This window comes from Pseudomonas sp. LS44 (assembly GCF_024730785.1).
In the GTDB taxonomy this organism is placed as follows: Bacteria; Pseudomonadota; Gammaproteobacteria; order Pseudomonadales; family Pseudomonadaceae; genus Aquipseudomonas.
In genome coordinates, this window is record NZ_CP102830.1 from 4,364,244 (window position 1) to 4,390,093 (window position 25,850).

Consider the following 25,850-nt stretch of genomic DNA (forward strand, 5'->3'; position numbering starts at 1 on the left):
GCCAAATGTCCGAAAAATCCGCCGCCCGCCTCAGCATCCCGCAATGGATGCGCGAGCAGATGGTCACCCCGATGGCCCCGCTATGACTGCTGGTAGAGACTTCTGGGTTGCATTGATGCTGCTGATGACCAGTTCCTTTGCAAGCGCCGAAGGTTGTATCGGTCTGGGATGCATTGTTCTATCGGACAATCCCCTGGAATTCAGCGCGTTCTCTAGCTTCGGCTTGCTGTTCACTACTGCAGCAACCCGTATATCCACTGAGGACGCGGCCGCCACTCATTACTCGCACGCAGCCCGCGAGGATGCGGCCGCCTTCGTTGCCAGTGACGGCGAATTACGTGGTGCGTTCTTCGAAGCGGAACTGCATACCTTTCGCAAGCGCCATCCTTCTTCACCGATGAATGATCGAGAGTTCGCCAGGTTGGTGCTCAACGCAGAAGGGCGCGAATAATCATGTCTTTCAACCACTACTACCAAAGCGAACTGTCTGCCCTGCGCCAGCTGGGCAAGCGCTTCGCTGAGCGCAATCCGGCGCTGGCGCCGTTTCTCGGCCAGAGCGGGCGGGATCCGGATGTCGAACGCCTGCTGGAAGGTTTCGCGTTTCTCACCGGACGGTTGCGGCAGAAGCTCGACGACGAATTGCCGGAGTTGGCCCAGTCGCTGATGCATCTGCTCTGGCCCAATTACATGCGCCCGCTACCGGCGTTCAGCATGCTGCAGTTCGAACCCCTGCAGCGACCCGGCCCGGCGCTGCGCGTGCCACGCGACACGGCGGTGGAGTCGCGGCCGGTACAAGGCGTGGCCTGCCAATTTCGTACCTGCTACGCCACTGAAGTACTGCCACTAGCGCTGGAGGGTCTGGACTACGCGGTACAGGGCGACGGCGCGCTACTCACGTTGCGTCTGCGCATGAGCGCCGAGGGCCACCTCGGCGATCTCAGTCTGTCCCGGCTGCGCCTGCACCTGGCCGGCGAGCCCTATATCAGCCAGGCGCTGTACCTCGGTTTGCTGCGCCAGCTCGACGGCATGCAACTGGCGCCCGTGGATGCGGCCGGCCAGGTCCTGCGCGATGAGCACGGCACTGAAGTGCACTTCGACCTGCCTGCCGAGCAGGCCAAAGCGGCCGGCTTTGAGGAAGACGAAGCGCTGATCCCCTACCCGCTGAACACCTTTCGCGGCTACCGGATTCTTCAGGAATATTTCGCTTTCCCGAGCAAATTCCTGTTCGTCGACATCCACGGTCTGACCGTCCTCAATCGCCTGCCGGCCGCTCAGTTGCAACGCTGCCGCGGTTTTGAACTGCGTTTCAAGCTGCGCCAGAGCGGCCTCCGGCATATCCGCCCGAGACTGGATAACCTGCGCCTGTACTGCACGCCGGTGAGCAACCTGTTCGCCCACGACGGCATGCCGATTCGCCTGGACGGCAAGCAGGATCGCTATCTGCTCCTGCCGGCCGAGCATGCCCCGGAGCATTGCGGGGTGTTCTCGGTGGACCGGGTCACCGGCTGGCGCCCCGGCGGCCAGGGTTATCAGGACTACGTACCCTTCGAATCCTTCGAGCACGACGCCAGTTTCGGCAGCGCGCAGGCGCGCCCGCACTACAGCGTGCGCCAGCAAACCTCACTGCTCGGCGATGGCCTGGAGACCTGGCTGAGCTTCGGCCAGCAGACCCTGGATGGGCACGAGACGCTGTCCATCGAGCTGACCTGTACCAACCAGAACCTGCCACGCCAATTGGCGATCGGCGATATCTGCCTGCCCAGCGAAGGCACCCCGGAATTTCTACGCTTTCGCAACATCGGCGAAGTCACCCCCAGCTACGTGCCGCCGCTGCAGCGCGACTACCTGTGGAAGCTGATTTCCAACATGTCGCTGAATTATCTGTCGTTGAGCAATGTGGCGGCGCTGCGCACAATTCTGGAGACCTACGACCTGCCGCGTTACTACGATCAGAACCGCCTGAACGTCAGCCGGCAAAAACTCGAAGGCCTGCAGGCGATCAGCCAGCAGCCGGTCGATCGGCTGTACCGGGGCCTGCCGCTACGCGGCATTCGCAGCGACCTGGACATGGATGCCAGGCGCTTTCAGGGCGAGGGCGATCTGTTCCTCTTCGCCTCGGTGCTCAACGAGTTTTTCGCGTTGTACACCAGCCTCAACTCGTTCCATGAGTTGCGGGTCACCAGCACACAGGGAGAGGTGTACCAATGGACACCACGCATGGGCCAACAGCCGCTGCTTTGAACCGGCTCAGCGGCGGCATCCGCGAGTACAACCTGTTCAAGGGCATCGAAGGGGTGCTCGAACGCTTGCACGCCGAGCAGGCCGGCGCGCCACGGGATGACGAAGCGCTGTATGCGCGCCTGGAATTCCACGCCAATCCGAGTCTCGGATTTGCCGGCAGTGATATCGACCGCCTGGAGTTTTTCCGCGAGCACGGCGAACTGCGCGCGCGCCTGCGCATCAATCTGGTCAGCCTTAGCGGCGCGGTGTCGCCACTCCCGGCGTTCTATGCCGATCAGGCGTTGGGCGACGACACCACGCGCGAATTTCTCGATCTGTTCCATCAGCGTTTGCAGCGCCTGCTGCTGCCGATCTGGCGTAAATATCGCTACCACGCGCGCTTTCGCGATGGCGCCCAAGACCCGCTCTCGGCGCAACTGTTCGCCCTGATCGGCCTCGGTGGCGACGCGATCCGCGCCTCCGAGGAATTGAACTGGAAGCGCCTGCTGCCCTACCTCGGCCTGCTCAGCCTGCGCGCCCGTTCGGCGGCGCTGATCGAAGCGGTGCTGCGCTACTACTTCAAGCACGCCGAGCTGCACATCGAGCAATGCCTGGAGCGCCAGGTGACCATCCGCGCCGAGCAGCTCGGCAGGCTCGGCCAGGCCAATAACCGCCTCGCCGACAGCCTGGTGCTGGGCGAAACAGTGCGCGATCGCGGCGGCAAATTCCGGATTCACGTGCAGCAGCTCAGTTGGCAGCGCTTCCACGACTTTCTACCGATCGGCGAAGGCTATCGGCCGCTGTGCGCGCTGGTGCGCTTCGTTCTGCGCGATCCGCTGGATTACGACCTGTGCCTGCAACTGCGCCACGACCAGCTGCGCGAGCTGCGCATCGGCACGCACAACCCCTGCCGCCTCGGCTGGACCAGCTGGCTCGGCCATGAACAGGCCGATCCGGTGGTCACCCTCGGCAGCCGTCTTCATTAAAGGACTGATGAAATGATCAATGTCGATATGCACCGACTGATCCAGGCACTGGATGCCGACAGCCATCGCGATCTGGAACACGCGGTGGAGCGCTGCGTCGCTCGCGGCGGCAACAAAATTCTGATCGAAGACCTGCTGCTGGTGTGGCTCGAGCACCCGCAAAGTTTGCTCTTGCGCGCCCTGCAGGATGCCGATGTGCCGGCCGCCGAACTGGCCCGCGTGCTGCAACCGCACGGCGAGCACAGCGCCTCGCGCAACCCGGTGTTCGCCGCCGAACTGCTGCAGTGGCTGCAGGATGCCTTGTTGGTCGCCGGCCTGGAGCTTGGACAAAGCCAGATCGATCCGGCCGCGCTACTCCTCGCGCTGCTGGGCAACCCGCTGCGCTACGCCGGCAGCGCCTATCACTCGCTGCTCGCGCGCATCGACGTTGAACGTTTGCGCGGCTTTGCCCAGGCCCAGCAGGCGCCCACCGGCGCCGGCGCGGCGCCAAGCGACTCCGCCCTACTGCGCTTCACCCACAACTTCACCCAGCAGGCCCGCGACGGCCGCCTCGACCCGGTGCTGTGCCGCGACGCGGCGATTCGCCAGATGATCGACATCCTTGCCCGGCGCCGCAAAAACAATCCCATCGTGGTCGGCGAGGCGGGGGTCGGAAAAACCGCCGTCGTCGAAGGCCTGGCCCTGCGCATCGCCAGCGGCGACGTCCCGCCGGCGCTCAAGGGCGTCGAATTGCTGTGCCTGGACATGGGCCTGCTGCAAGCCGGCGCCAGCGTCAAAGGCGAGTTCGAACGGCGCCTGCAAGGGGTGATCGACGAGGTCAAAGCCTCGCCCAAGCCGATCATCCTGTTTATCGACGAAGCGCATACCCTGATCGGCGCCGGCGCCCAGGCCGGCGGCGGCGATGCCGCCAACCTGCTCAAGCCAGCCCTGGCCCGCGGCGAGTTGCGCACCATCGCCGCGACCACCTGGAGCGAATACAAGAAATACTTCGAGAAAGACCCGGCCCTGGCCCGGCGCTTCCAGCCGGTGCAGTTACACGAGCCGACGGTTACCGAAGCGGTCACCATCCTGCGCGGGCTGGCCCCGGTCTACGCACACAGCCACGGCATCTACCTGCGCGATGACGCAGTGATCGCCGCCGCCGAATTGTCGGCCCGTTACCTGGCTGGCCGACAGCTACCGGACAAGGCGGTGGACGTGCTCGACACCGCCTGCGCGCGGGTGCGGATCAGCCTCGCGGCCGCGCCGGAAAGCGTCGAGCGGCTGCGTGGCGAGATCGCCGAGGGCCGCCGGCAAATCGCCGCGCAGCGTCGCGATCAGGCGGCTGGCCTGCCAGTCGAGCACCACGGCGTCGAGCGCCTGGAAGCGCGGCTGCGCGAAGCGGACCGCGAGCTGGAGCAGCTCGAACAGCGCTGGGCGGAGCAACGCCAACTGGCCGAACGCCTGCTGCAGCTGCGTCAGCAAAGCGCCAGCGACAATAAGACCGAGGCGCCGCCGGCCGAGCTGCACGCCGAACTGCTCAGCGTCCAGGCGCAACTGGCCAGCGCTCAAACCAGCGAGCGGCTGGTCAGCCATGAAGTCTGTCCACGTCTGGTCGCCGAGGTGATCAGCCACTGGACCGGCGTGCCGCTGGCGCAACTGGCCCGCGAGCACAACGCCAAGGTCGAAAGCTTCGCCGCCGACCTGCGCCAGCGCGTGCGCGGCCAGGAGCAGGCGGTCGTCGCCCTCGATCACGCCATGCGCGCCAGCGCCGCCGGGCTGAACAATCCCGAGGCGCCGGTCGGCGTTTTTCTGCTGGTCGGCCCCAGTGGTGTCGGCAAGACCGAAACCGCCTTGGCGCTGGCCGACTTGCTGTACGGCGGTGAGCGCTTCCTCACCACCCTGAACATGAGCGAGTTCCAGGAAAAGCACAGCCTGTCGCGGCTGATCGGCTCGCCACCTGGCTACGTCGGTTACGGCGAGGGTGGCGTACTCACCGAAGCGGTGCGTCAGAAGCCGTATTCAGTGCTGCTCCTCGACGAAGTGGAAAAGGCTGATCCAGACGTGCTCAACCTGTTCTATCAGGTCTTCGACAAGGGCGTGGCCAACGACGGCGAGGGGCGCGAAATCAACTTCCGCAATTGCCTGATCCTGATGACCTCCAACCTCGCCAGCGAGCGCATCGCCGCGCTGTGCCAGGCCGGCGAACAGGCGCGTCCGAGTGCCGAGGCGCTCGAGCAGGCGATTCGTCCGACCCTCAGTCACCACTTCAAACCGGCCTTGCTGGCACGCATGCGGGTCGTGCCGTACTACCCGGTGGAAGGCGCGGTGTTGCGCGAACTGGTGGCGCTCAAACTTGAACGCTTCGGGACGCGCTTGGCTCGCCACGCCGTGCAGTTCAGCCATAGGGCCGAGGTTCTCGAGCACTTCATGCAGCGTTGCAACCATGCCGATAGCGGCGCGCGCCTGGTCGACCAGTTGCTCGACCAGCATCTGCAGCCGCTGGTGGTCGACCGCTTGCTCGCGGCCATGGCCGACGGCACTCGTCTGCAACGCGTGCATGCCGGGCTCGATAGCGACGGAGGGCTGGTCTGTGAGTTCGTTTGATCTGCCCTCGCTGTTCCAGCAAATACCGCAACCACTGCGTTATGCCGAGGCCTTGTTGCAGCACTTCAGCGGCTTGGCTCGTGCCAGCAGCGCGGAAGGGTTGCTGAGCGGTCTGGTCGAGGCCAGCAGCCAACTGTCCGGCTGCGAGTTGAGCCAGTTGTACTTGTTGGACAGCAGCCATACGCGCCTGACCTTGTCCGCCGAATGGCTCGATGGCCGGCCGCAACCACGCACCGCCACCAGCCTGCCGAGCGACTACGACGGCGAGCAACTGCTGCAGTTCTGCCTGTGCCAGAACCGCGTGCTGAGCCTCACCACGCTGGACGACAGCCTGTACGCCACCAGCTTTCTGCCCGAGCGCGCCCAGCCCTGGCGCAGCCTGCTGTGCCTGCCATTGCTGAACGCAGAGCAGCGGGTCTGCGGGTTGCTGCTCTGCACCAGCTCGCTATCCCGCGACTTGCAGGGTTTCGCCGACTCGCTGGGCCAACTCGGCGCCTTCGTCATCGCCCAGCGGCAACTGCTGCAACGCCTGCACGTCGCACCGCACAAGCCCAGCCAGGAGCCGGCCGCGCCCGTGCCGTGCGCCAGCAGCTATGGGTTGATCGGCGACAGCCCGGCCATGCGCCGCACCTATCAATTAATCAGCAAGGTGCTGCACAACCCGGTCAACATCCTGCTCACCGGTGAGACCGGCACCGGCAAGGAGTTAGTAGCACGGGCCATCCATGACTGCGGCCTGCGCCGCAGCCGGGCCTTCGTCGTGCAGAACTGCGCGTCACTGCCGGAGAATCTGCTCGAGAGCGAGCTGTTCGGCTACCGCAAGGGCGCCTTCACCGGCGCGGAGCGCGAGCGCAAGGGGCTGTTCGATGCGGCCGATGGCGGCACTCTGTTCCTCGACGAAATCGGCGACATGCCGTTGCCCCTGCAAGCCAAGCTGCTGCGCGTGTTGCAGGAAGGTGAAGTGCGCCCGTTGGGCAGCAATGACACCCATAAAGTCGATGTGCGCATCATTGCCGCCACCCACCGCGACTTGCGCGCGCTGGTCGAGCAGGGTCGCTTTCGCGAAGACCTGTTCTATCGCCTGTCGCACTTTCCGATCGAGCTCCCGCCGCTGCGCGAGCGGGCCGAGGACATTCTGCGGCTGGCCCGGCATTTCGCCGATAACGCCTGCGGGTTGCTGCAGCGCGACCTCTGTCAATGGTCCGATGCGGCGCTGGAACTGCTCGCCGATTACGCCTTCCCCGGCAACGTGCGCGAACTCAAGGCCCTGGTCGAGCGCGCCGTGCTGCTCTGCGAGGGCAATGAATTGCTTGCCGAGCATTTCAACCTGTGCCAGCCGGCCGCCGAGGAACATGACAGTGCGAACCTACGCCAGCGCCTCGAACGGGTCGAGCGCAGCCTGCTGGTCGACTGCCTGCGCAAGAACCACGGCAACCAGACCCAAGCCGCCCGCGAGCTCGGACTGCCACGCCGCACCCTGCTGTACCGCATGAGCCGGCTGCAGATCAGCCCGGCTAATCAGTGAGGCCACCCCGCATGTTCGCTCCCGCCAACCACGTGCATTTCCGCCTGACCATCGCCGGCCTCGCTCACGACCTGCAGGTACTCGCCTTCCACGGCCGCGAAGCCCTCAGCCAGCCGTTCGCCTTCGACCTGCAACTGGTCAGCGAGCGTCCCGATCTGGATCTGCAAAGCCTGCTGCACCGGCCGGCGTTTCTGAGCTTTTCCGCCGAGGGCGGCGGCATCCACGGGCTGATCCATAGCGTGGCCCAGGGCGAGTCCGGCCCGCGCCTGACCCGTTATCGGCTGACCCTGGTACCGCAATTGGCCTACCTGGCCCAGCGCACCAACCAGCGCATCTTTCAACATCTGACGGTGGCGCAGATCATCGCCCAGGTCCTCGAAGAGCACGGCATCCAGGCCGATGCCTATCGCTTCCAACTCGGCGCGGCGTATCCCGAGCGCGACTACTGCGTGCAGTACGACGAATCCGACCTGCACTTCGTCCAGCGCCTGTGCGAGGAAGAGGGCATTCACTATCACTTCCAGCACAGCGCCGAGGGCCATGTACTGATGTTCGGCGACGACCAGACGGTGTTTCGCCAACTGGCGCCGCTGGCCTATCAGCCGGACTCCGGCCTGGTCGCCGACGTGCCGGTGGCCAAGCGCTTCGGCGTGCGCCTGGCGACCCGCCCTTCGCAAGTCAACCGCCGCGACTACGACTTTCTGCAGCCGCACCTGTTGCTCGAAGCCAGTGCCTCTAGCCCCGCCGTGCCGGCGCTCGAGGACTACGACTATCCGGGGCGCTTCACCACCCGCGCGCGTGGCAAACAGCTGAGCCAACGCAGCCTGGAACGGCATCGCAGCGACGCGCAACTGGCCGAGGGCGACAGCGATCAGCCACTGCTGGCCAGCGGGCATTTCCTGCCGCTCAGCGAGCATCCGCGCAGCGACTGGAATCAGCTGTGGCTGCTCAGCGAAATCGTCCACGAAGGCAAGCAGCCGCAGGTGCTGGAAGAGTCCATCAGTGACTTCGGATCAACTCCCTCGCCCCTCTGGGGAGAGGCCGGGGGTGAGGGGTTAAGCCACTCGGATTTCCAGCAGGGTTACCGCAACCACTTCCGCGCCACGCCCTGGAACGCGCCCTACCGTCCGCCGCTGGCCCACCCTAAACCACACATCATCGGCAGCCAGAGCGCCGTGGTCACCGGTCCCCAAGGCGAGGAAATCCACTGCGATCAACACGGTCGGGTGAAAGTGCAGTTCCACTGGGACCGCCACGGCCAGGCCGACGAGCAGACCAGCTGCTGGCTACGGGTGTCCTCCAGTTGGGCCGGCGACCGCTATGGCGGCATCGCCATCCCCCGGGTGGGCATGGAAGTGCTGGTCAGCTTTCTTGAGGGCGATCCCGACCAACCTCTGATCAGCGGCTGCCTGTACCACGCCGAACATGTGGTGCCCTACGAGCTGCCGGCACACAAGACCCGCAGTGTATTCAAGACCCTCAGCAGCCCCGGCGGCGAGGGCTACAACGAGCTGCGTATCGAGGACCGCAAGGGTCAGGAACAGATCTTCATCCACGCCCAGCGCGACTGGGACGAGCACATCGAGCACGACCAGAAGATCCACATCGGCCACCAGCGCCACGACACGGTCGAGGCCCACAGCTACACCGAGCTCAAGGCCGAAGAGCACCGCACCACGCATGCCGATCGCAAGGTCGAAGCGCGCGCCGATGACCACCTGAGCGTCGGCAACAACCAGCATGTGAAGGTCGGCAGCGGACAGTTTGTCGAGGCCGGGCGGGAGATTCACCTGTCCAGCGGCCTCAAGGTCGTGCTGCAAGCCGGCAGCGAACTGACTCTCAAGGCGGGCGGCAGCTGGCTCAAGCTGGATGCCAGCGGTATCAACCTGGGCGGCGCGACCGTGCGCATCAACTCGGGCGGCAGTGCCGGCAACGGCTCGGGCATCCAGATCCAGCCAGCGGCCCTGCCAAATGCCGCGGACCAGGATCACGCCCGTGCAAAACCCAAACTGGCGCTGGCCAATTCGCAACTTTTGCTGGCACGTAAAGCCCGCCAGCTAGCGGCCAGTCGCTGTCCGCTGTGTGAGGCGTGCCGCGAGGGCGTCTGCGCCACGGAGGCCCACGCATGATCGACCACGCCCGTCACTGGCTGCAGACGCAATCATCCCTGGCTCGCGAGCTGTGGCTGATCGTCGACCGCCTGGCCGAGCCCGACCCGATTCAACAGCTGTTCGGCGCCGACCTGATGCAGGACTACGTAAGTCTCTTTCAGGACAGCGCCGTGGCCGATATGGCGGAGCTCGGCCCCTGGCTGGTGCGCCTGCCGGACGGCCATGCTCCGCTGCTGCAGGCCTGGCTCGCCGAGCCCGAGCGAGCCTGGGGCTGGCTAGCCAGCGCCGAACCACTCGACCTGCAGGTTCTGGCCAATCACTGGCGCTCGCGCATGCTGGTCGACGACAACGGCCAGCGCTCGCTGTATCGCTTTCAGGATAACCGGGTGATTACGCGTCATCTGTTGGCCTTGTCTGCAGAACAGCGCGCCCTGCTCCTCGGCCCACTCAGCAGCACGCTGAGCTGGGACGGCGGCGCCTGGCAAACCATCGACAATCCGAGCCCTGGACTGTATTCCGTCCCGACACCTGCCCCCTGGCTGCATCTACCGGAACCTGAACAGGTCACCGCCGCAATCCAACGCCACAACCTGGAGCTGTGGCTATGGCAAAACCATACGTCCGCGCTGTGCCAGGCCCTCGAAACCCAGCCCTTCGATAGCTGGCTGGATGAGCGTCTGGCGCAAGGCAATGGCTGGGGCTGGCGATCGAGCGAAAGTCTGCAGTTTCTCTTGGAGCAGCACTTGAACCCCGCCTTGGCCGACCATTCCGCCTGGCTTCCGCAACCCGGCGAAACAGCCGAAATCCACTTGGCGCGCTGCCGCCACGCATTCGCTACCTCAATCGCTCGGAGTGAGCAGGCATGACGTATTTCCACGTAACTCGCCGCGTCGTCGCCCTGACGATTTCCGTTCTGCTCCTGGCTGCCTGCGACACGCTCGGCAGCACGTTCGGCGACTCCTTTACATTCGAGGGCGAGCTGCCCGCCGACTTCTCCCTCAAGGCCCAGGCCCACTACAGTGCGGCAAATGGGTGCCTGGAGCGTCGTCAGCTCAAGTCCTTTGAGAGCGGCCTCCAGAAGGAGCCGCAGCATTACCGCTTCAGAATCCCGGTCAGTTACCGCGCCGGGGTCTGCGAAATGCGCCTGGCTCGCGTGGGTCTGTTTACCACGGGCCGCCATGGCGAACAGGAGTGGCAACACACCTACGACAACGGCGAATTGCGTGTGGTGGACAAGCTGCCGCCCGGCGCACCGGCATTTCAGGCTGATGGCAGCCTGCGCAAACAAGCCACATGCAGCTGGTGGTTCCAGATCAGCCATGCGATTTCACGGGTGGGGCAAATCGAGAAACTCCTTAACTGCACCGGTGACGGCGCCTACTTAGTGGCCGGCGAATTACCGGGTAAGACGGTGCGGTTGGATTTCCACGTAAACCCAGAAGAAGAGCCCTCGCACGACGACACCTGGATCAAATTTCCCGAAGGCTGGAAGCCGTGCGCTGTGGAAGAGACCGCCAGCGGCCAATGGATGTGGTGTCGCAATCCTCCTCGATTCCGAACTTTTCAAATGAACGGCCGCACCTGCACGGTCTACCCCAACTGCACGGAGTGAGCAGAAATGAATGCCGCTGCTACGAAGGATCGTAAAGTCGAAGCGCTGGATTGCCCGCTACGGGGGCAATGGGTCAGTTTCCGTCTGGTCGACGAACATGGTGATGGCAAGCCTTATGCGGGCCTCGCTTATAAGCTGCATGACCGCCAGGGACAAGCCTACAAAGGCTGTCTCGATGCGGACGGTTATGCACGAGTGGAGAACTTCTACAGCGGCCCGGTGGTGCTCGATCTTTCCGATCTAGCAGCGACGGGAAATGATGTGTGGTATCGAGCGCTGAGCTCCAGGAAGGCCTTCCAACTCCCCCTCACCGCCCTACAAGTCGCCGCCGAACAATCCTCCTGCGGCCCGCGACGCGAGTCGAACGGCACAACCTACCTGGCCGAGGAGCGCGCGACCCGCGAGCAGGCACGCTTCTATCGCGTGGAGGTCAGCGACTTCGCCACGGCAAACAAGCATCTGCCCGATCGCGATTCCACTTGGGCTCCAGCTACTTCGATCGCTCTCAAGCAAAACGCCGGGCCGGCTGCCGCACAGCCGGGCGTGGCGCTAACACCGCAGCTGCACCACGTCCTGGAGGTCAAGGCGCTGCGTGCCTACAGCCCGCTGCTATCGCTGGACAAAGGATTCTGCGCACTGAACGCCTATCACCTGGCGGTGATGAGCACCTTCGTCTATGCACCATTCGCTAACCCGACGGGCTGGATCGAATCTTATCAATCCGCGCCGCCGCCCTATCCGCGCTCTGGCAACATCGGCCATGTGCTGCGCGAGCAACTGGCCCGCTTGAGCAAGCCGACTCAGTTCAACGACGCCGGTCCTCACCATCTACTTTGCGAAGAAGTGCCCTATTCCAAGCGCCTGGAGGTAATGCCTCACGACCCGCAGCGCTATGGGAAAGAAGCTGAAGATGGTTGGAAAAATCCCGAGGACGTGCACTTTCTCTACGACGAGGCCAGCCAAACCCAAGCCTTTATCACCCACAACGACAAACTCGTACTGATTTCCGTGCGCGGCACCTTGGAATTCGCAGATATTGCCCGTGACCTAGATGCCCGGCAGGTACCCTATGGCGAGGGCGACGGCCAAGCGCACCGCGGCTTCTATACAGCCTTCCAAGCAGTTAAAACCTTTACCGAGCGTTACCTGAACGCCTTTCACCGTCCCGAGCAAAATATCATCGTTTGCGGTCACAGCCTCGGCGGCGCCATCGCCCTGTTGCTAGCCGAATGGTTACGCCGCAAGTGGACGGACAATATTCAGCTCTACACCTTCGGCTCCCCACGCGCCGGAGATCGGGCTTTCGTCGAGGGTGCGCAGGCGCTGACCCACCATCGCCTGGTCAACCACAACGATCCCGTCCCCGCCGTGCCCCTGCCGTGGATGGATGCGGAGTGGAAGCTGGCACTACCCGGCACGGCGATCCTGTTTGGCTCCTTCGCCCCGCCGCTACTCGGCGTTGCGCTGTTTCTCGGTGGGCTACTCAATCTGCGTGGCGACCCCTACCAACATCACGGCGAGCAGCGGCATTTCATGCCCCGCAAACCGGGCGCTGGTAGCGAGGCAGCAATCCTCTGGCAACCCGGTTGCGCGGCCATCGACGAGCAGACCTGCGCCACCTATACCGGAGAGATTGCTCTGGACGGCGATACGCCCAAACGCCTACCGCTCTCTGGCGGGGAACATTCCAGCAACGGTGGCTATGCCCGTGCCGCCCTCACCACGCTGCTGCGCTGGCATGCCGCCGTCGAGGAACGCGATGGTGCGCTGCTCACCAAAGGGGAAACCCAGGATATATACGGCCAATTAAACGCGCTGGAACAACAACTGGCTGCTTGGCAATTCGCTTCCTTTCCCCAGTTCCGCATGGCCGTGCGCCGCGACAACCGCTTCTACGACATGAGCGACCAACAGTTGCTGGTTTTCTACCAAGACGGCAAAACCAAGGCGGCGCAGCTGATCGACGAGCAGCGCCACACACTTTCCCGCGCTCAACAACGCCTATTGGCGCAAAGCCAGCGCCGGGTAACCCGCGAGCAAGTCTTCGGCGATCTCGACCAGCGCGAAGATTTGCCAGCGCTGATCAGCGAATGGCGCGCGCAGAAAGAAAACCGCGAAGCCGAACGAGTGGCGCAAATTCCTCTTCTCGCCGGCCCCAGCTATGCCTAAGCCGTCCTCGCCAGCCACCGACCTCGCCCCATCCAGGAGAACGATCATGCACCGCCTCATCCCGGCCGCCCTGTTGGCCTTGTTCATGACGCTCGCCGGCTGCTCCGGCAACTACGCCTACACCGACGATCAATACCGCCCGCTGGGCGATCCACAAGCGATGAACCGCGGCAACTGAGCCGCACAAGGAGCAACACCACCATGGAACTGGTCTTCGAAATGGTCAGCGCCCAGCAATTCGCGCCGGGGTTGTTGACCAGCAAACGCTTCCAGCACGCCGGCGGCATTATTGGCCGCGCGCCTGAATGCGACTGGGTGATTGCCGATAACAAACGCGTGCTTTCCGGTCGTCACGCGCTGGTCAGCTATCGCGACGGGGCGTTCTTTCTCACCGACACCAGCAGCAATGGCATTCGCCTCAAAGACAGCGGCGCCGGGCTGCGCAAGGGCCAGGCCCAGCGCATCGAGCATGGCAATGTGTATTGCCTGGGCGACTTCGAAATCCGCGCGCGGCTGATCCAGGGCCCGGCGGTTTTCGCCGCCGATATCGGCCGCGCGCAGCCCGCCGGCAGCATCATTCCCGACGATGCGTTTCTCGATCTCGATCCGCTCACCGCGCTGGAACAACAGGAGCGCGTCTACGCCGAAGTCGACGAGCTGACCCTGCTCACCCGGCCGCGCCATGAGCTGCAGCAACAGCGCGACTACGCGCGCATCGACATGGAAAACCTGCCGCTGCCGGAGTTGGTGATGCCGACGCCGTCGGTCGAGCCACCGCTCGCGGTGCAACCACCACGCCTGCCGGCCAGCTTCTGGCAGCGCTATGGCGAAGCCCTGGGTATCGACCTCGACGACCTCGACGACGAGCAGCGCGAGGCCCTGGCCCTCACCGCGGCCAAGCTGCTCAAGCACAGCATCGGCAACCTGCAGCAAAGCCTGCGCACCCGCAGCGAACTGAAAAACGAGCTGCGCCTGGCGCTGACCACGGTGCAGAGTGCGGGCAACAACCCGCTGAAACATTGCAGCGACTCGCGCCAAGCGTTGTCTGCACTGCTGCGTGACCGTCAGCCAGGCCAGCTGCCCGCGGAGCAGGCGGTGAATCGCGCCTTCCGCGATCTGCAGGCGCACCAGGTGGCGTTGCTGGCGGCCAGTCGCGCGGCCGTCAACGGCGTGCTCGAACACCTCTCGCCGGAACAACTCGCGCTGCGCTTCGAACGCGACAACAAACCGCTAATCAGCACCGCCGGCAGCCGCTGGCGCGCCTATCGCCGCCTGTATCAGGGCCTGCGCCGCGACGATGACTGGAGCGAACGACTGTTCGCCCGCGACTTCGCCCAGACCTACGAAGAACAGGTCCGCCTGATCGCCACCCTCAACTCCGACCTTCAAGGATGAAGTCCATGCCACACCCTTCTACCCTGGCCCTGCTCGCTTGCCTGCTAGCCCTGAGCGGCTGCGCCTCGCTATCGCCTTATTCGGACGTGACCAAGCTCGACCTCTCGCTGCAAGGCAGCCCGACCCTCAATCCGGACCTCAACGGCCGTCCCTCGCCCATCGTGCTGCGCCTGATCGAACTGAAGCATCCGGTGGCCTTCGAAAGCGCCGATTTCTTTTCCCTCTACCAGCGCCCCAAAGAAGCCCTGAGCCCGGACCTGGTGATCCAGGAAGAACTCGAGCTGCGGCCGGGCGAAACCCGCGAGCTGAAGCTGTTGGTCGAGCCGGAGAGTCGCTATGTCGGCGTGCTGGCGGCCTATCGCGACCTGCCGGAAACCAGCTGGCGCTTCGTCATCGCGCTGAAGCCGAAGGAGCGCACGCAGATCGCCCTGCGCCTGGACGAACGCGGCATCGGCGATCTGGCTACCACCCGCGCGAAGGAGGACTGAGGGCATGACCATGCAGAAAGTCGTCTGGCAGGAAGGCATGCTCCTGCGCCCGCAGCATTTCCAACAACATGACCGCTATTACGATCACCAGCTGAAGACCCGCACCCAGTTGCTGGGCAGCTATGCCTGGGGATTCTTCGGCCTGGAGATCGATCGCCAGTTCCTCAGCATGGGCAAACTGGTGGTCAGCCAAGCCAGCGGCATCCTCCCCGACGGCACGTTGTTCGAAACCGGCGCCGAGCATGAACCGCTGGCGCTCGACATCCCGCCGAACACCACCAATACCCCGGTGTATCTGGCCCTGCCGCTGGTGACCGGTAATCACATCGAGACCCGCCGGCTCGAGCAGAAAGATGTCTTGGCGCGCTATACCGCCTTCGATACCGAGGTCGCCGACTCCAACGCGGGCGACACGAGCGCCAGCCAGATCAGCTGCGCTCGCCCGGAGTTTCGTCTGTTGCTCGGCGAGCAGCAGAGCGATCAGGCCTACGTGAAACTCAAGCTCTGCGACGTGCTGGATACCACGCCGGACGGGGTGATCCGCCTCGCTGCCGAGTTCATTCCCAGCTACGTGCACTTCCAGGCCAGCGGCTACCTGCTGTCGTGCCTCAAGGAAGTGCTCAGCATGCTCGCCCACCGGGGCGACATCCTCGCCGAGCGGATCCGCGCCACCGGCAAGGTCGGCGGCGCGGAAGTCGGCGACTTCATGATGCTGCAGCTGATCAACCGCTTCGAACCGGTGCTGCGCCATTACCTGGGCGTCGCGCAGGTGCATCCCGAGCAGATCTATCGCGAGCTGCTCGGCTTGCTCGGTGAACTGGCGACGTTCGCCAGCGACACCAAGCGCCCGCGCCTGGATAGCCGTTACCAGCACAGCGATCAAGGCGCGAGCTTTGGCAAATTGATGGATGCCATCCGCCAGGTGCTGTCGATGGTCCTCGAACAGCACGCCATCGAGTTGCTGCTGCAGCAGCGTCAGTACGGCATTCAGGTCTCGCCGTTGCACGACCACAACCTGCTGCGCTCGGCCGCCTTCGTGCTCGCCGCCAGCGCCGAGTGCGATTCCGAGGAGCTGCGCCAGCGCTTGCCGGCGCATCTCAAGGTCGGCCCGGTGGAGCGCATCCGCCAGCTGGTCAACCTGCATCTGCCGGGGATCAAGATCAAACCGTTGCCGGTGGCGCCGCGGCAGATCCCCTTCCACTCCGGCAAAACCTACTTCGCCTTGGAGCTCAGCGCCGAGGACCAGGCGCAACTCGAGCGCTCGGGCGGTTTTGCCTTCCATGTGTCCGGCGAATTCTCCGGGCTTGAACTGAAATTCTGGGCGATCAGGGACTGACCGATATGATCAAGGAAATCGACTATGGCCAGGATGATCGGACGGTCATCCTCAATCGGCACGGCGATGCAGCGGCGCACAGCCCGCTCACCGACTTCACCGCACCACCGCAGTACGAACAACTGGAAGAACGCATGATCTACGCCGCGCGCCTGCGCCCGGCGGAGAGCTTCAACTTGAGCCTCAATCCGCTGGTCGCGGCCGCCTCGGCGCTGCTCTCCGAAGTGGTGCGCCTCAAGCATTGCTATGAGAGCGAGGACCTCTATCGGCTCAAGGAGCACTTGGCCAGCGAGATCAAACTCTTCGAGCACCGCGCGTTGCACGATGGCGCCGAAAGCAGTCAGGTGATGGCCGCCCGCTACGTGCTATGCACCGTGGTCGACGAAGCGCTGGTGACGACGCCGTGGGGCAACGAGAGCGAGTGGTCGCAGATGAGCCTGCTCAGCAGCTTCCACAACGAGACCTTCGGCGGCGAGAAATTCTTCCAGCTACTCGAGCGCCTCTCGCGCAACCCGGTCAAGCATCTGCCGATGCTCGAATTGATGTACCTGTGCCTGTCGCTCGGCTTCGAGGGCAAATACCGCGTGCTGCCGCGCGGCATGCTCGAGCTGGAAGCGATCCGCGACAGCCTGTACCGGCAGATTCGCCAGCTGCGCGGCGACATCCCGCGGGAGATTTCCCCGCACTGGCAGGGCTTGAAGGATACCCGGCGGCGGCTGGTGCGCATCGTGCCGTGGTGGCTGGTGGCGGCGTTCACCCTGATCTGCCTGGGCGTCACCTACGGCGGCTTCGCCTGGGTGCTGGGCGAGCAGCGCGAAAACGTTCTCAAGCCGTATCAATCACTCGATGCCGACGCTATCCGGCCGCACTGACTCAAGGATGAATTGCATGAAGACTTTACTGGGCAAGGTTGCCCGCTTTTGCCGCAAGACCTGGGTCTGGAGTCTGTGCCTCACCCTGCTGAGCGCCACGCTGATCTGGTCTGCCGGGCCGCTGCTAGCCGTCGATGATTTCAAGTTCTGGGCCTCCGCGAACAGCCGCTTGATCAGCATCAGTGGTTTGTTTTTGCTCTGGGGTCTGGCCATGGTTTTCGCCAGCTGGAAGGCCGGCGCGCGAAAAAAAACCGAGGAAGACGACGCCGACGCCCAAGAGCGTCAACGCCGCGACGGGCTGATCGACGAGGAGCAACTCAATCTGCGCCAACGCTTTGCCAGCGCGCTGCGTACCCAGCGCAGCTCGAGCCTGTACCGCGGCGCGAGCAAGCGCTGGCGCAACGAGTTGCCGTGGTACCTGCTGCTGGGTCCGCGGGGCAGCGGCAAGACCAGCCTGCTGGATTTCTCCGGCCTGGATTTTCCGCTCAATCGAGCCGATCAGCAGCGCCTGACCAAGGACGTGTCCGGCACCCGCTATGCCAACTGGTATTTCGCCGAGCACGCGGTGCTGATCGACACCGCCGGCCGTTACCTGACCCAACCGGATGCGCAGGTTGATGGCAGCGCCTGGGAAACCCTGCTCGGCCTGCTGCGCAAACGCCGCGCCCGGCCGCTGAATGGCGTGCTGGTGAACATCCCGGTCGAGCAGTTGCAGCAGGCCAACGAAAGCGCCTTAGAGACTTTGGCGCGACAAACCCGTCAGCGGCTGCAGGACATTCACCAGCTCTTGGGCGCCGACGTACCGGTCTACCTGGTGCTCAGCAAGGCCGATCAAGTGCTCGGTTTCGACGAGTTTTTCGATCAGCTGTCGCGCGAGGAAAGCGACCAGGTGCTCGGCGCCAGTTTCCGCAAGGATCAGGACGCCACCGATGTGCAGGTCGTTCGCCAGGAGTTCGAAGAACTGTTGCGCCGCCTGAACAGCCAGGTCGTCCAGCGCATGCATCAGGAGCGCGACACCCAGCGCCGCGGGCGGATCCTCGATTTCCCTCATCAACTCGGCCAGATCGGCGAGCTCCTATGCCTGTTCGTCGAGCTGGCGTTCACCGGCAACCGCTACCAGCGTGCCACCCAGTTGCGCGGTTTCTACCTGACCAGTGCTCCCCAGTTGCAGGAGCAACTCGATCCGGCCACCCGCGGCATCGGCCATAACCTCGGCCTCGCGCGCGGCAGCTTGCCGACCTTCCGCAGTGGTCGCTCGCGCTTCATTCATCATTTATTGAGCCGGGTAATCTTCCCGGAAGCCGAACTGGCCAGCCTCGATCAACGCGAAATCCGCCGCATCGACTGGAGCCAACGTGCGCTGTATGTGGCCGCTTGTGCCTGTTTACTGGCCTTCGGTGCGCTGTGGGCCAATGGCTTCTCGGCCAACCACGAACGCCTGGAAACCCTCCGCGATCTGGCCCAACGCCTGACTCAGCAACGCAATGCGATCAATGCCGGGGATGACGCCGCCGCCACGCTTGAGGCGCTGGATAGCAGTTATGCCGCCAGCCGCGTGTTTGCCCCGGCCGATCAGGTCTCGCGTCTGCAACGGGCCGGTCTGTACCAATATCAACAGGTCAATCCGCGCGTTACCCAGGCTTACCGCCATGAACTGGAAAGCCTGCTGTTACCGCGGGTCGCCCGCCAGCTGGAGGGCCAGATCCGCGCCAACCTCGGCGATCGCGAGCGCCTGCTAGGCAGCCTGCGCGCCTATCTGATGCTCAATCTACCGGAGCGGCGCGATGTGCCCGCACTCCGCGAAGCAATCGCCGCCGACTGGTCGCTGCGCTTTGCCGGCGATAGCACAATCCAGGAGGGTCTGAATGCCCATTTCCAACGCCTGCTCGCCGAGCCTTTCAGCGCCTACCCGCTGAACGCCAAACTGGTCGCCCAGGCCCGTGAAGTGCTGCGTGGCGAATCGCTGGCCAACGTGGTGTACCGCATGCTCCGCGACCAAGCGCGCAGCCTGCCGGACTATCGGCTGGAGGAAAAACTCGGCGCGCAGGGAGGGATATTTAGCGGGGTCGACTACGGCATTCCGGGGTTCTATACCCAGCGTGGCTATCAGCAGGCGTTCCTTGCCGAAGGTACTGGCTTGGTGCGCACTATCCTCCGCGATAACTGGGTGCTCGGGGAGGGCGACAGCCTCAGCAGCCATGATTTCAATCGTCTGCTGAGCGACATGGAGCAGCTGTATTTTCGCGACTACGCCAATTACTGGGCCGAAGCACTGGGCCAGCTGGCGCTGAATCCGATCGGCAGCGCGCAGCAAGGTGCTGACCAGCTTGCCGCGCTGACTGCCGCCAACTCACCGCTGCTCACCCTGCTGATCGAGGTGCGAGAGAACACCCGCTTCGCTGGTCTGGCAGAGGCCGCCGATGAAGCCGGGGAGGCCGCGGCAGGACTCAAGGGCATGGGCGGCCGCAAGCTCGACAAGGCGGCCAAGCTTGCCGCGGGAGCGGCCGAACACTCGCAGGAGACGCTGGTAAAAAATCTTCCGGATACCGCGCGCAAAGCGCTGGAGCGCCGCTTCGAAGCGCTGCACCAATTACTCGATGACCAAGGTGGCCCCGCCGGTAGCTTGGCAGCCGCCCTGCAAGCCCTGGATGGATTGCAACAGCAACTCGCCGGCCTGGCCCACGCCAGCGCGCCGCAGCAAGCCGCCTTCGAGCTGGCCAAGCTGCGCATCAGCGGTCAGCGCGACGCGATCAACCAGGTACGCAGCAGCGCTGTGCGTCTGCCGCAGCCGGTGGGTGGATGGCTGGCACTGCTCGCCGAAGATAGCTGGACGCTGGTCCTCAACGATGCGCATCAGTACCTCAACCAGCGCTACCAGACCGAGCTGTATGCCGCCTACAAAGGCTCGCTGAAACAGCGTTACCCGTTCAGCGCGCACAGCGAGAGCGAGGTGGCGATCGCCGACTTCCGGGAGTTCTTCAAAAGCCAGGGGATTGCCGAGCGGTTCTTCGAAACCTACTTGCAACCCTTCGTCAGCGGCAGCGCCGGCGAGTTTCAAGTGCGGCGGATGGATGGCCGCGGCCTACCCTTATCCCGCGATTTCCTCCTGCAAATGAGCCACCTGCAGACCATCCGCCGGAGCTTCTTCACGAATAACTCGGTCGAGCCTTCCGTACCCTTCACCCTCGAACCCTATTCGCTGGATTCGAGTCTCGGTCGCGCGGACTTCCGTTTTGGCGATCAGCAACTGGAGTATCGGCATGGACCTATCGTCCAGGCGGCATTCCGCTGGCCGGCTGCGGCCAACGAAGGGCGGACCAGCTTGGTGGTGGAAGAGTTGGATGGCCGCAAAGTCGGGATCGAGAAGAACTCAGGCCCGTGGTCGCTGTTCCGCCTGCTCGATCTGATGGAAACCGAATACCACAGCGGCCGTGACGTACTGATGGTCAAGGCTAACCTGGGCGGCCTGCACGCCAACTATCTACTGCATAGCCAGCGCTCGCCGAACCCATTCGATCTCTCCATGCTGCGCGCCTTCAAACTGCCGGCGACCCTGTGAGGAGCGAAACCATGCGCCCTTGGCGGAGCACGGCGCGCACGGATACCGGCAAAGTCCGTGCGCGCAATGAGGACGCCTTTCTCGATCTACCCGAGCACGGTTTGTGGGTGGTTGCCGACGGCATGGGTGGCCACCAGAACGGTGCGCTGGCCAGCCGCTTGATTGTCGAGCAACTCGCACAGTTACCCAGCGAGGGAGCCCTGGAGCAGCGCTTACATGATCTGTGCCAGTGCCTGCACAGCCTCAATCGCCGACTGGGTCAGGAGCTGACGGTCACCGCGGCGCGACCGAATCCCGTCATCGGTAGCACCGTCATCGCGCTATTGGTCGAGGGTCAACGTGTCGCCTGCGTGTGGGCCGGCGATAGCCGTTGCTACCTGTGGCGAAGCGGCAAATTGTATCAACTGTCGCGCGACCACTCGTTGCTGCAGGAATTGATCGAGGAACAGCACCTCAGCCCTCAGGAAGCGGCACGTCATCCAGGCGCGCATGCACTGACCCGAGCCATCGGCGCCACTGAACAGCTGGCGCTGGATATCCTCGAATTCATTGTTCATCCCGGCGATACGTTATTGCTGTGTAGCGATGGGCTTTATCAGAGCTTGTCCGCCGACGATTTGGGCGCTGCGCTCAACCTGCCGTCCCCCAGGCTGGCCCTGCAGCGCTTGTTCGAGCAGGCACTGCAGGGGCCGGCACGCGATAACCTCAGTGCCGTGGTGATTCGCCAATGAGTCTATTGCAGGCATCTACCGACGGGGCTCTGAGGGAAGACGAGTCCAACCTGACCTACTTTGCCTTCGCCGCTGGAGCGGTGCAGAAATCTGCGCTGAAAGCAGCAAGCCAGGCGGTCAGCGAATTACCGGATGTGCTCTGCGGTCGCTACAAGATCGAACGCCTTCTCGGCGTGGGTGGCATGGCCGCGGTCTATCGGGCCCGCGATTTATTACGCGAACAGTTCGGCGATCCTGAGCCCTTTGTTGCGCTCAAGACCCTCAGCGCAGATTTCGCCGAATATCCCGATGCCAACGCGTTGCTTTATACCGAGTTCGCCCTTATCAGCCGGCTGCGCCATGCCAATGTCGTGCAGCCGTATGCCTTCGAGATCGATGCTACAAGCCAGCGCGCCTTTATCACCTTGGAGCTACTCGGCGGCTGTACCCTGGATCAATTGCTTAGCGAGCATCCAGCAGAGCTACCTTGGAGTACGGTGCGGGAAATCGCCGTACCGTTGCTCGAAGCACTCACTCACGCCCATGAACGTGGCGTCCTACATGGCGATCTCAAACCAAGCAATGTGATGCTTGGCAACCAAGGGGTACGCCTGTTCGACTTTGGCCTCGGTCAAGCGGAAGAAGAGCGCTTACCTGGACTTCCGCGCTTATGCCGGAGCCGCTTTACCGCCTGGACTCCGCGCTACGCCGCCCCTGAACTACTGGCTGGTGGCCCGCTGAGTGCGGCCGCTGATGTGTACGCCATGGCTTGTGTGCTCTACGAAGTGAGCTGCGGCATACATCCGTTTCGCCGCCTCAGCGCCAAGCAGGCCAAAGGTATGGAACTCAAGCTGCAGCTGCCGAAGAGATTGCCCCGAGTCATCGCCAATGCTCTTCGTCGCGGACTCGACTTCGATGCAAAGACCCGTCTGAGCCTGTCCGCATTGCTCAATGCGTTTCGTGAAACCCCGCCCTCACGACCACGCCGCTGGTTTACCGGACGTGCCTAGCGCCTTTTCCTTCGCACAAAGACAAACCCCCGATTCGCGTGAGCGAATCGGGGGTTTGGGATAGAAGCTTGACGATGACCTACTCTCACATGGGGAGACCCCACACTACCATCGGCGATGAGTCGTTTCACTACTGAGTTCGGGATGGGATCAGGTGGTTCCGACGCTCTATGGTCGTCAAGCAATTGGGTTGGGATGTCGTGGTTAGACGCCATCCCGAATGGGTGTGTGATAGAGCCTTGCGGCGGTATTGCGAGTTCTTGCAAATTTTCGGTTTATTGTCGGCTTCGACGTCTAACACGCAAATTGTTTGGGTGTTATATGGTCAAGCCTCACGGGCAATTAGTATTGGTTAGCTCAACGCCTCACAGCGCTTACACACCCAACCTATCAACGTCGTAGTCTTCGACGGCCCTTTAGGGAGCTCAAGGCTCCAGTGAGATCTCATCTTGAGGCAAGTTTCCCGCTTAGATGCTTTCAGCGGTTATCTTTTCCGAACGTAGCTACCCGGCAATGCCACTGGCGTGACAACCGGAACACCAGAGGTTCGTCCAACCCGGTCCTCTCGTACTAAGGTCAGCCCCTCTCAAATCTCAAACGTCCACGGCAGATAGGGACCGAACTGTCTCACGACGTTCTAAACCCAGCTCGCGTACCACTTTAAATGGCGAACAGCCATACCCTTGGGACCGGCTTCAGCCCCAGGATGTGATGAGCCGACATCGAGGTGCCAAACACCGCCGTCGATATGAACTCTTGGGCGGTATCAGCCTGTTATCCCCGGAGTACCTTTTATCCGTTGAGCGATGGCCCTTCCATACAGAACCACCGGATCACTAAGACCTACTTTCGTACCTGCTCGACGTGTCTGTCTCGCAGTCAAGCGCGCTTTTGCCTTTATACTCTACGACCGATTTCCGACCGGTCTGAGCGCACCTTCGTACTCCTCCGTTACTCTTTAGGAGGAGACCGCCCCAGTCAAACTACCCACCATACACTGTCCTCGATCCGGATAACGGACCAGAGTTAGAACCTCAAAGTTGCCAGGGTGGTATTTCAAGATTGGCTCCACGCGAACTGGCGTCCACGCTTCAAAGCCTCCCACCTATCCTACACAAGCAAATTCAAAGTCCAGTGCAAAGCTATAGTAAAGGTTCACGGGGTCTTTCCGTCTAGCCGCGGATACACTGCATCTTCACAGCGATTTCAATTTCACTGAGTCTCGGGTGGAGACAGCGCCGCCATCGTTACGCCATTCGTGCAGGTCGGAACTTACCCGACAAGGAATTTCGCTACCTTAGGACCGTTATAGTTACGGCCGCCGTTTACCGGGGCTTCGATCAAGAGCTTCGCTTGCGCTAACCCCATCAATTAACCTTCCGGCACCGGGCAGGCGTCACACCCTATACGTCCACTTTCGTGTTTGCAGAGTGCTGTGTTTTTAATAAACAGTCGCAGCGGCCTGGTATCTTCGACCGGCATGAGCTTACGGAGCAAGTCCTTCACCCTCACCGGCGCACCTTCTCCCGAAGTTACGGTGCCATTTTGCCTAGTTCCTTCACCCGAGTTCTCTCAAGCGCCTTGGTATTCTCTACCCAACCACCTGTGTCGGTTTGGGGTACGGTTCCTAGTTACCTGAAGCTTAGAAGCTTTTCTTGGAAGCATGGCATCAACCACTTCACGCTCTAAAAGAGCGCTCGTCATCAGCTCTCAGCCTTAAGATCCCGGATTTACCTAAGATCTCAGCCTACAACCTTAAACTTGGACAACCAACGCCAAGCTGGCCTAGCCTTCTCCGTCCCTCCATCGCAGTAACTAGAAGTACAGGAATATTAACCTGTTTCCCATCGACTACGCTTTTCAGCCTCGCCTTAGGGACCGACTAACCCTGCGTCGATTAACGTTGCGCAGGAACCCTTGGTCTTTCGGCGTGGGTGTTTTTCACACCCATTGTCGTTACTCATGTCAGCATTCGCACTTCTGATACCTCCAGCAAGCTTCTCAACTCACCTTCACAGGCTTACAGAACGCTCCTCTACCGCTCATCCTAAGATGAACCCGTAGCTTCGGTGTATGGTTTGAGCCCCGTTACATCTTCCGCGCAGGCCGACTCGACTAGTGAGCTATTACGCTTTCTTTAAAGGGTGGCTGCTTCTAAGCCAACCTCCTAGCTGTCTAAGCCTTCCCACATCGTTTCCCACTTAACCATAACTTTGGGACCTTAGCTGACGGTCTGGGTTGTTTCCCTTTTCACGACGGACGTTAGCACCCGCCGTGTGTCTCCCGTGCTGACACTTGCTGGTATTCGGAGTTTGCATCGGTTTGGTAAGTCGGGATGACCCCCTAGCCGAAACAGTGCTCTACCCCCAGCAGTGATACACGAGGCGCTACCTAAATAGCTTTCGAGGAGAACCAGCTATCTCCGAGCTTGATTAGCCTTTCACTCCGATCCACAGGTCATCCGCTAACTTTTCAACGGTAGTCGGTTCGGTCCTCCAGTCAGTGTTACCTAACCTTCAACCTGCCCATGGATAGATCGCCCGGTTTCGGGTCTATACCCAGCGACTAAACGCCCTATTAAGACTCGCTTTCGCTACGCCTCCCCTATTCGGTTAAGCTCGCCACTGAATATAAGTCGCTGACCCATTATACAAAAGGTACGCAGTCACCCAACAAAGTGGGCTCCCACTGCTTGTACGCATACGGTTTCAGGATCTATTTCACTCCCCTCTCCGGGGTTCTTTTCGCCTTTCCCTCACGGTACTAGTTCACTATCGGTCAGTCAGTAGTATTTAGCCTTGGAGGATGGTCCCCCCATATTCAGACAAAGTTTCTCGTGCTCCGTCCTACTCGATTTCACTTCTAAGATCTTTTCGCGTACGGGGCTATCACCCACTATGGCCGCACTTTCCAGAGCGTTCCGCTAAAATCAAAGAAGCTTAAGGGCTAATCCCCGTTCGCTCGCCACTACTAAGGGAATCTCGGTTGATTTCTTTTCCTCAGGGTACTTAGATGTTTCAGTTCCCCTGGTTCGCCTCTTGCACCTATGTATTCAGTACAAGATAACCATCTTATGATGGCTGGGTTCCCCCATTCAGAGATCTCCGGATCAAAGTCTGTTTGCCGACTCCCCGAAGCTTATCGCAGGCTACCACGTCTTTCATCGCCTCTGACTGCCAAGGCATCCACCGTATGCGCTTCTTCACTTGACCATATAACCCCAAGCAATCTGGTTACTGTCTCAAACGTGAAGACGACATTCGCCGAAAAT

The 25,850-nt window shown here is 62.3% G+C and carries 17 protein-coding genes and 2 rRNA genes; 17 read left to right on the top strand and 2 right to left on the bottom strand.

Annotated features, from left to right (window positions below; translation table 11 throughout):
- Nucleotides 1–115 precede the first annotated feature (115 nt).
- Genes NVV93_RS19675 through NVV93_RS19755 form a run of 17 tightly spaced genes read left to right on the top strand, consistent with a single transcriptional unit; the run spans nt 116 to nt 22,579 of the window.
- On the top strand, nt 116–451 hold the full coding sequence (locus tag NVV93_RS19675) for a DUF2388 domain-containing protein (RefSeq protein ID WP_258252337.1): 336 nt from the start codon (nt 116–118) through the stop codon (nt 449–451).
- Between the two features lie 2 nt (nt 452–453).
- Nucleotides 454–2,241 (top strand): type VI secretion system baseplate subunit TssF, encoded by a 1,788-nt coding sequence (tssF, locus tag NVV93_RS19680; RefSeq protein WP_258252338.1) that lies wholly within the window; start codon nt 454–456, stop codon nt 2,239–2,241.
- Nucleotides 2,205–3,206 carry a type VI secretion system baseplate subunit TssG gene (gene tssG, locus NVV93_RS19685; protein ID WP_258252339.1) on the top strand — a complete coding sequence of 334 codons (1,002 nt, stop codon included), beginning with the start codon at nt 2,205–2,207 and terminating at the stop codon, nt 3,204–3,206. Before tssF ends, tssG begins: the two co-directional genes overlap by 37 nt.
- 12 nt (nt 3,207–3,218) lie before the next feature.
- On the top strand, nt 3,219–5,792 hold the full coding sequence (gene tssH / locus NVV93_RS19690; protein ID WP_258252340.1) for a type VI secretion system ATPase TssH: 2,574 nt from the start codon (nt 3,219–3,221) through the stop codon (nt 5,790–5,792).
- A 10-nt stretch (nt 5,793–5,802) separates the two neighbouring features.
- Nucleotides 5,803–7,317, top strand: a complete 1,515-nt coding sequence (locus NVV93_RS19695) for a sigma-54-dependent Fis family transcriptional regulator (protein ID WP_258254430.1) — start codon at nt 5,803–5,805, stop codon at nt 7,315–7,317.
- An 11-nt stretch (nt 7,318–7,328) separates the two neighbouring features.
- On the top strand, nt 7,329–9,446 hold the full coding sequence (locus NVV93_RS19700) for a type VI secretion system tip protein VgrG (RefSeq protein ID WP_258252341.1): 2,118 nt from the start codon (nt 7,329–7,331) through the stop codon (nt 9,444–9,446).
- Nucleotides 9,443–10,294, top strand: coding sequence for a DUF4123 domain-containing protein (locus NVV93_RS19705; protein ID WP_258252342.1), 852 nt, complete (start codon nt 9,443–9,445; stop codon nt 10,292–10,294). The genes NVV93_RS19700 and NVV93_RS19705 overlap by 4 nt, the downstream gene beginning before the upstream one ends.
- Complete coding sequence (locus NVV93_RS19710) at nt 10,291–11,040, top strand: hypothetical protein (protein WP_258252343.1); 750 nt, start codon at nt 10,291–10,293, stop codon at nt 11,038–11,040. The genes NVV93_RS19705 and NVV93_RS19710 overlap by 4 nt, the downstream gene beginning before the upstream one ends.
- 6 nt (nt 11,041–11,046) lie before the next feature.
- Nucleotides 11,047–13,209, top strand: a complete 2,163-nt coding sequence (locus NVV93_RS19715; protein WP_258252344.1) for a lipase family protein — start codon at nt 11,047–11,049, stop codon at nt 13,207–13,209.
- 46 nt (nt 13,210–13,255) lie between these two features.
- Nucleotides 13,256–13,387, top strand: a complete 132-nt coding sequence (locus NVV93_RS19720; RefSeq protein WP_258252345.1) for a YgdI/YgdR family lipoprotein — start codon at nt 13,256–13,258, stop codon at nt 13,385–13,387.
- 23 nt (nt 13,388–13,410) lie between these two features.
- Nucleotides 13,411–14,604, top strand: coding sequence for a type VI secretion system-associated FHA domain protein TagH (tagH, locus tag NVV93_RS19725; protein WP_258252346.1), 1,194 nt, complete (start codon nt 13,411–13,413; stop codon nt 14,602–14,604).
- A gap of 5 nt (nt 14,605–14,609) precedes the next feature.
- Nucleotides 14,610–15,092 (top strand): type VI secretion system lipoprotein TssJ, encoded by a 483-nt coding sequence (tssJ, locus tag NVV93_RS19730; protein ID WP_258252347.1) that lies wholly within the window; start codon nt 14,610–14,612, stop codon nt 15,090–15,092.
- Nucleotides 15,093–15,096: 4 nt separating this feature from the next.
- A complete protein-coding gene (gene tssK, locus NVV93_RS19735; RefSeq protein WP_258252348.1) occupies nt 15,097–16,428 on the top strand; it encodes a type VI secretion system baseplate subunit TssK in 1,332 nt (443 codons plus the stop codon).
- A gap of 5 nt (nt 16,429–16,433) precedes the next feature.
- On the top strand, nt 16,434–17,300 hold the full coding sequence (gene icmH / locus NVV93_RS19740) for a type IVB secretion system protein IcmH/DotU (protein WP_258252349.1): 867 nt from the start codon (nt 16,434–16,436) through the stop codon (nt 17,298–17,300).
- A gap of 16 nt (nt 17,301–17,316) precedes the next feature.
- Complete coding sequence (gene tssM, locus NVV93_RS19745; protein ID WP_258252350.1) at nt 17,317–20,859, top strand: type VI secretion system membrane subunit TssM; 3,543 nt, start codon at nt 17,317–17,319, stop codon at nt 20,857–20,859.
- Nucleotides 20,860–20,870: 11 nt separating this feature from the next.
- Nucleotides 20,871–21,590: a PP2C family serine/threonine-protein phosphatase gene (locus NVV93_RS19750; protein ID WP_258252351.1), complete on the top strand. Its 720-nt coding sequence runs from the start codon at nt 20,871–20,873 to the stop codon at nt 21,588–21,590.
- Entirely contained in the window at nt 21,587–22,579 is a 993-nt protein-coding gene (locus NVV93_RS19755; RefSeq protein WP_258252352.1) for a serine/threonine-protein kinase, read from the top strand. The genes NVV93_RS19750 and NVV93_RS19755 overlap by 4 nt, the downstream gene beginning before the upstream one ends.
- 66 nt (nt 22,580–22,645) lie before the next feature.
- On the opposite strand, the gene rrf is transcribed toward NVV93_RS19755, so the two are convergent.
- Both rrf and NVV93_RS19765 read right to left on the bottom strand, forming a co-directional pair.
- Nucleotides 22,646–22,761: ribosomal RNA gene (gene rrf, locus NVV93_RS19760) — 5S ribosomal RNA — on the bottom strand.
- Nucleotides 22,762–22,900: 139 nt separating this feature from the next.
- Nucleotides 22,901–25,791, bottom strand: a 23S ribosomal RNA gene (locus NVV93_RS19765).
- Nucleotides 25,792–25,850: the final 59 nt, after the last annotated feature.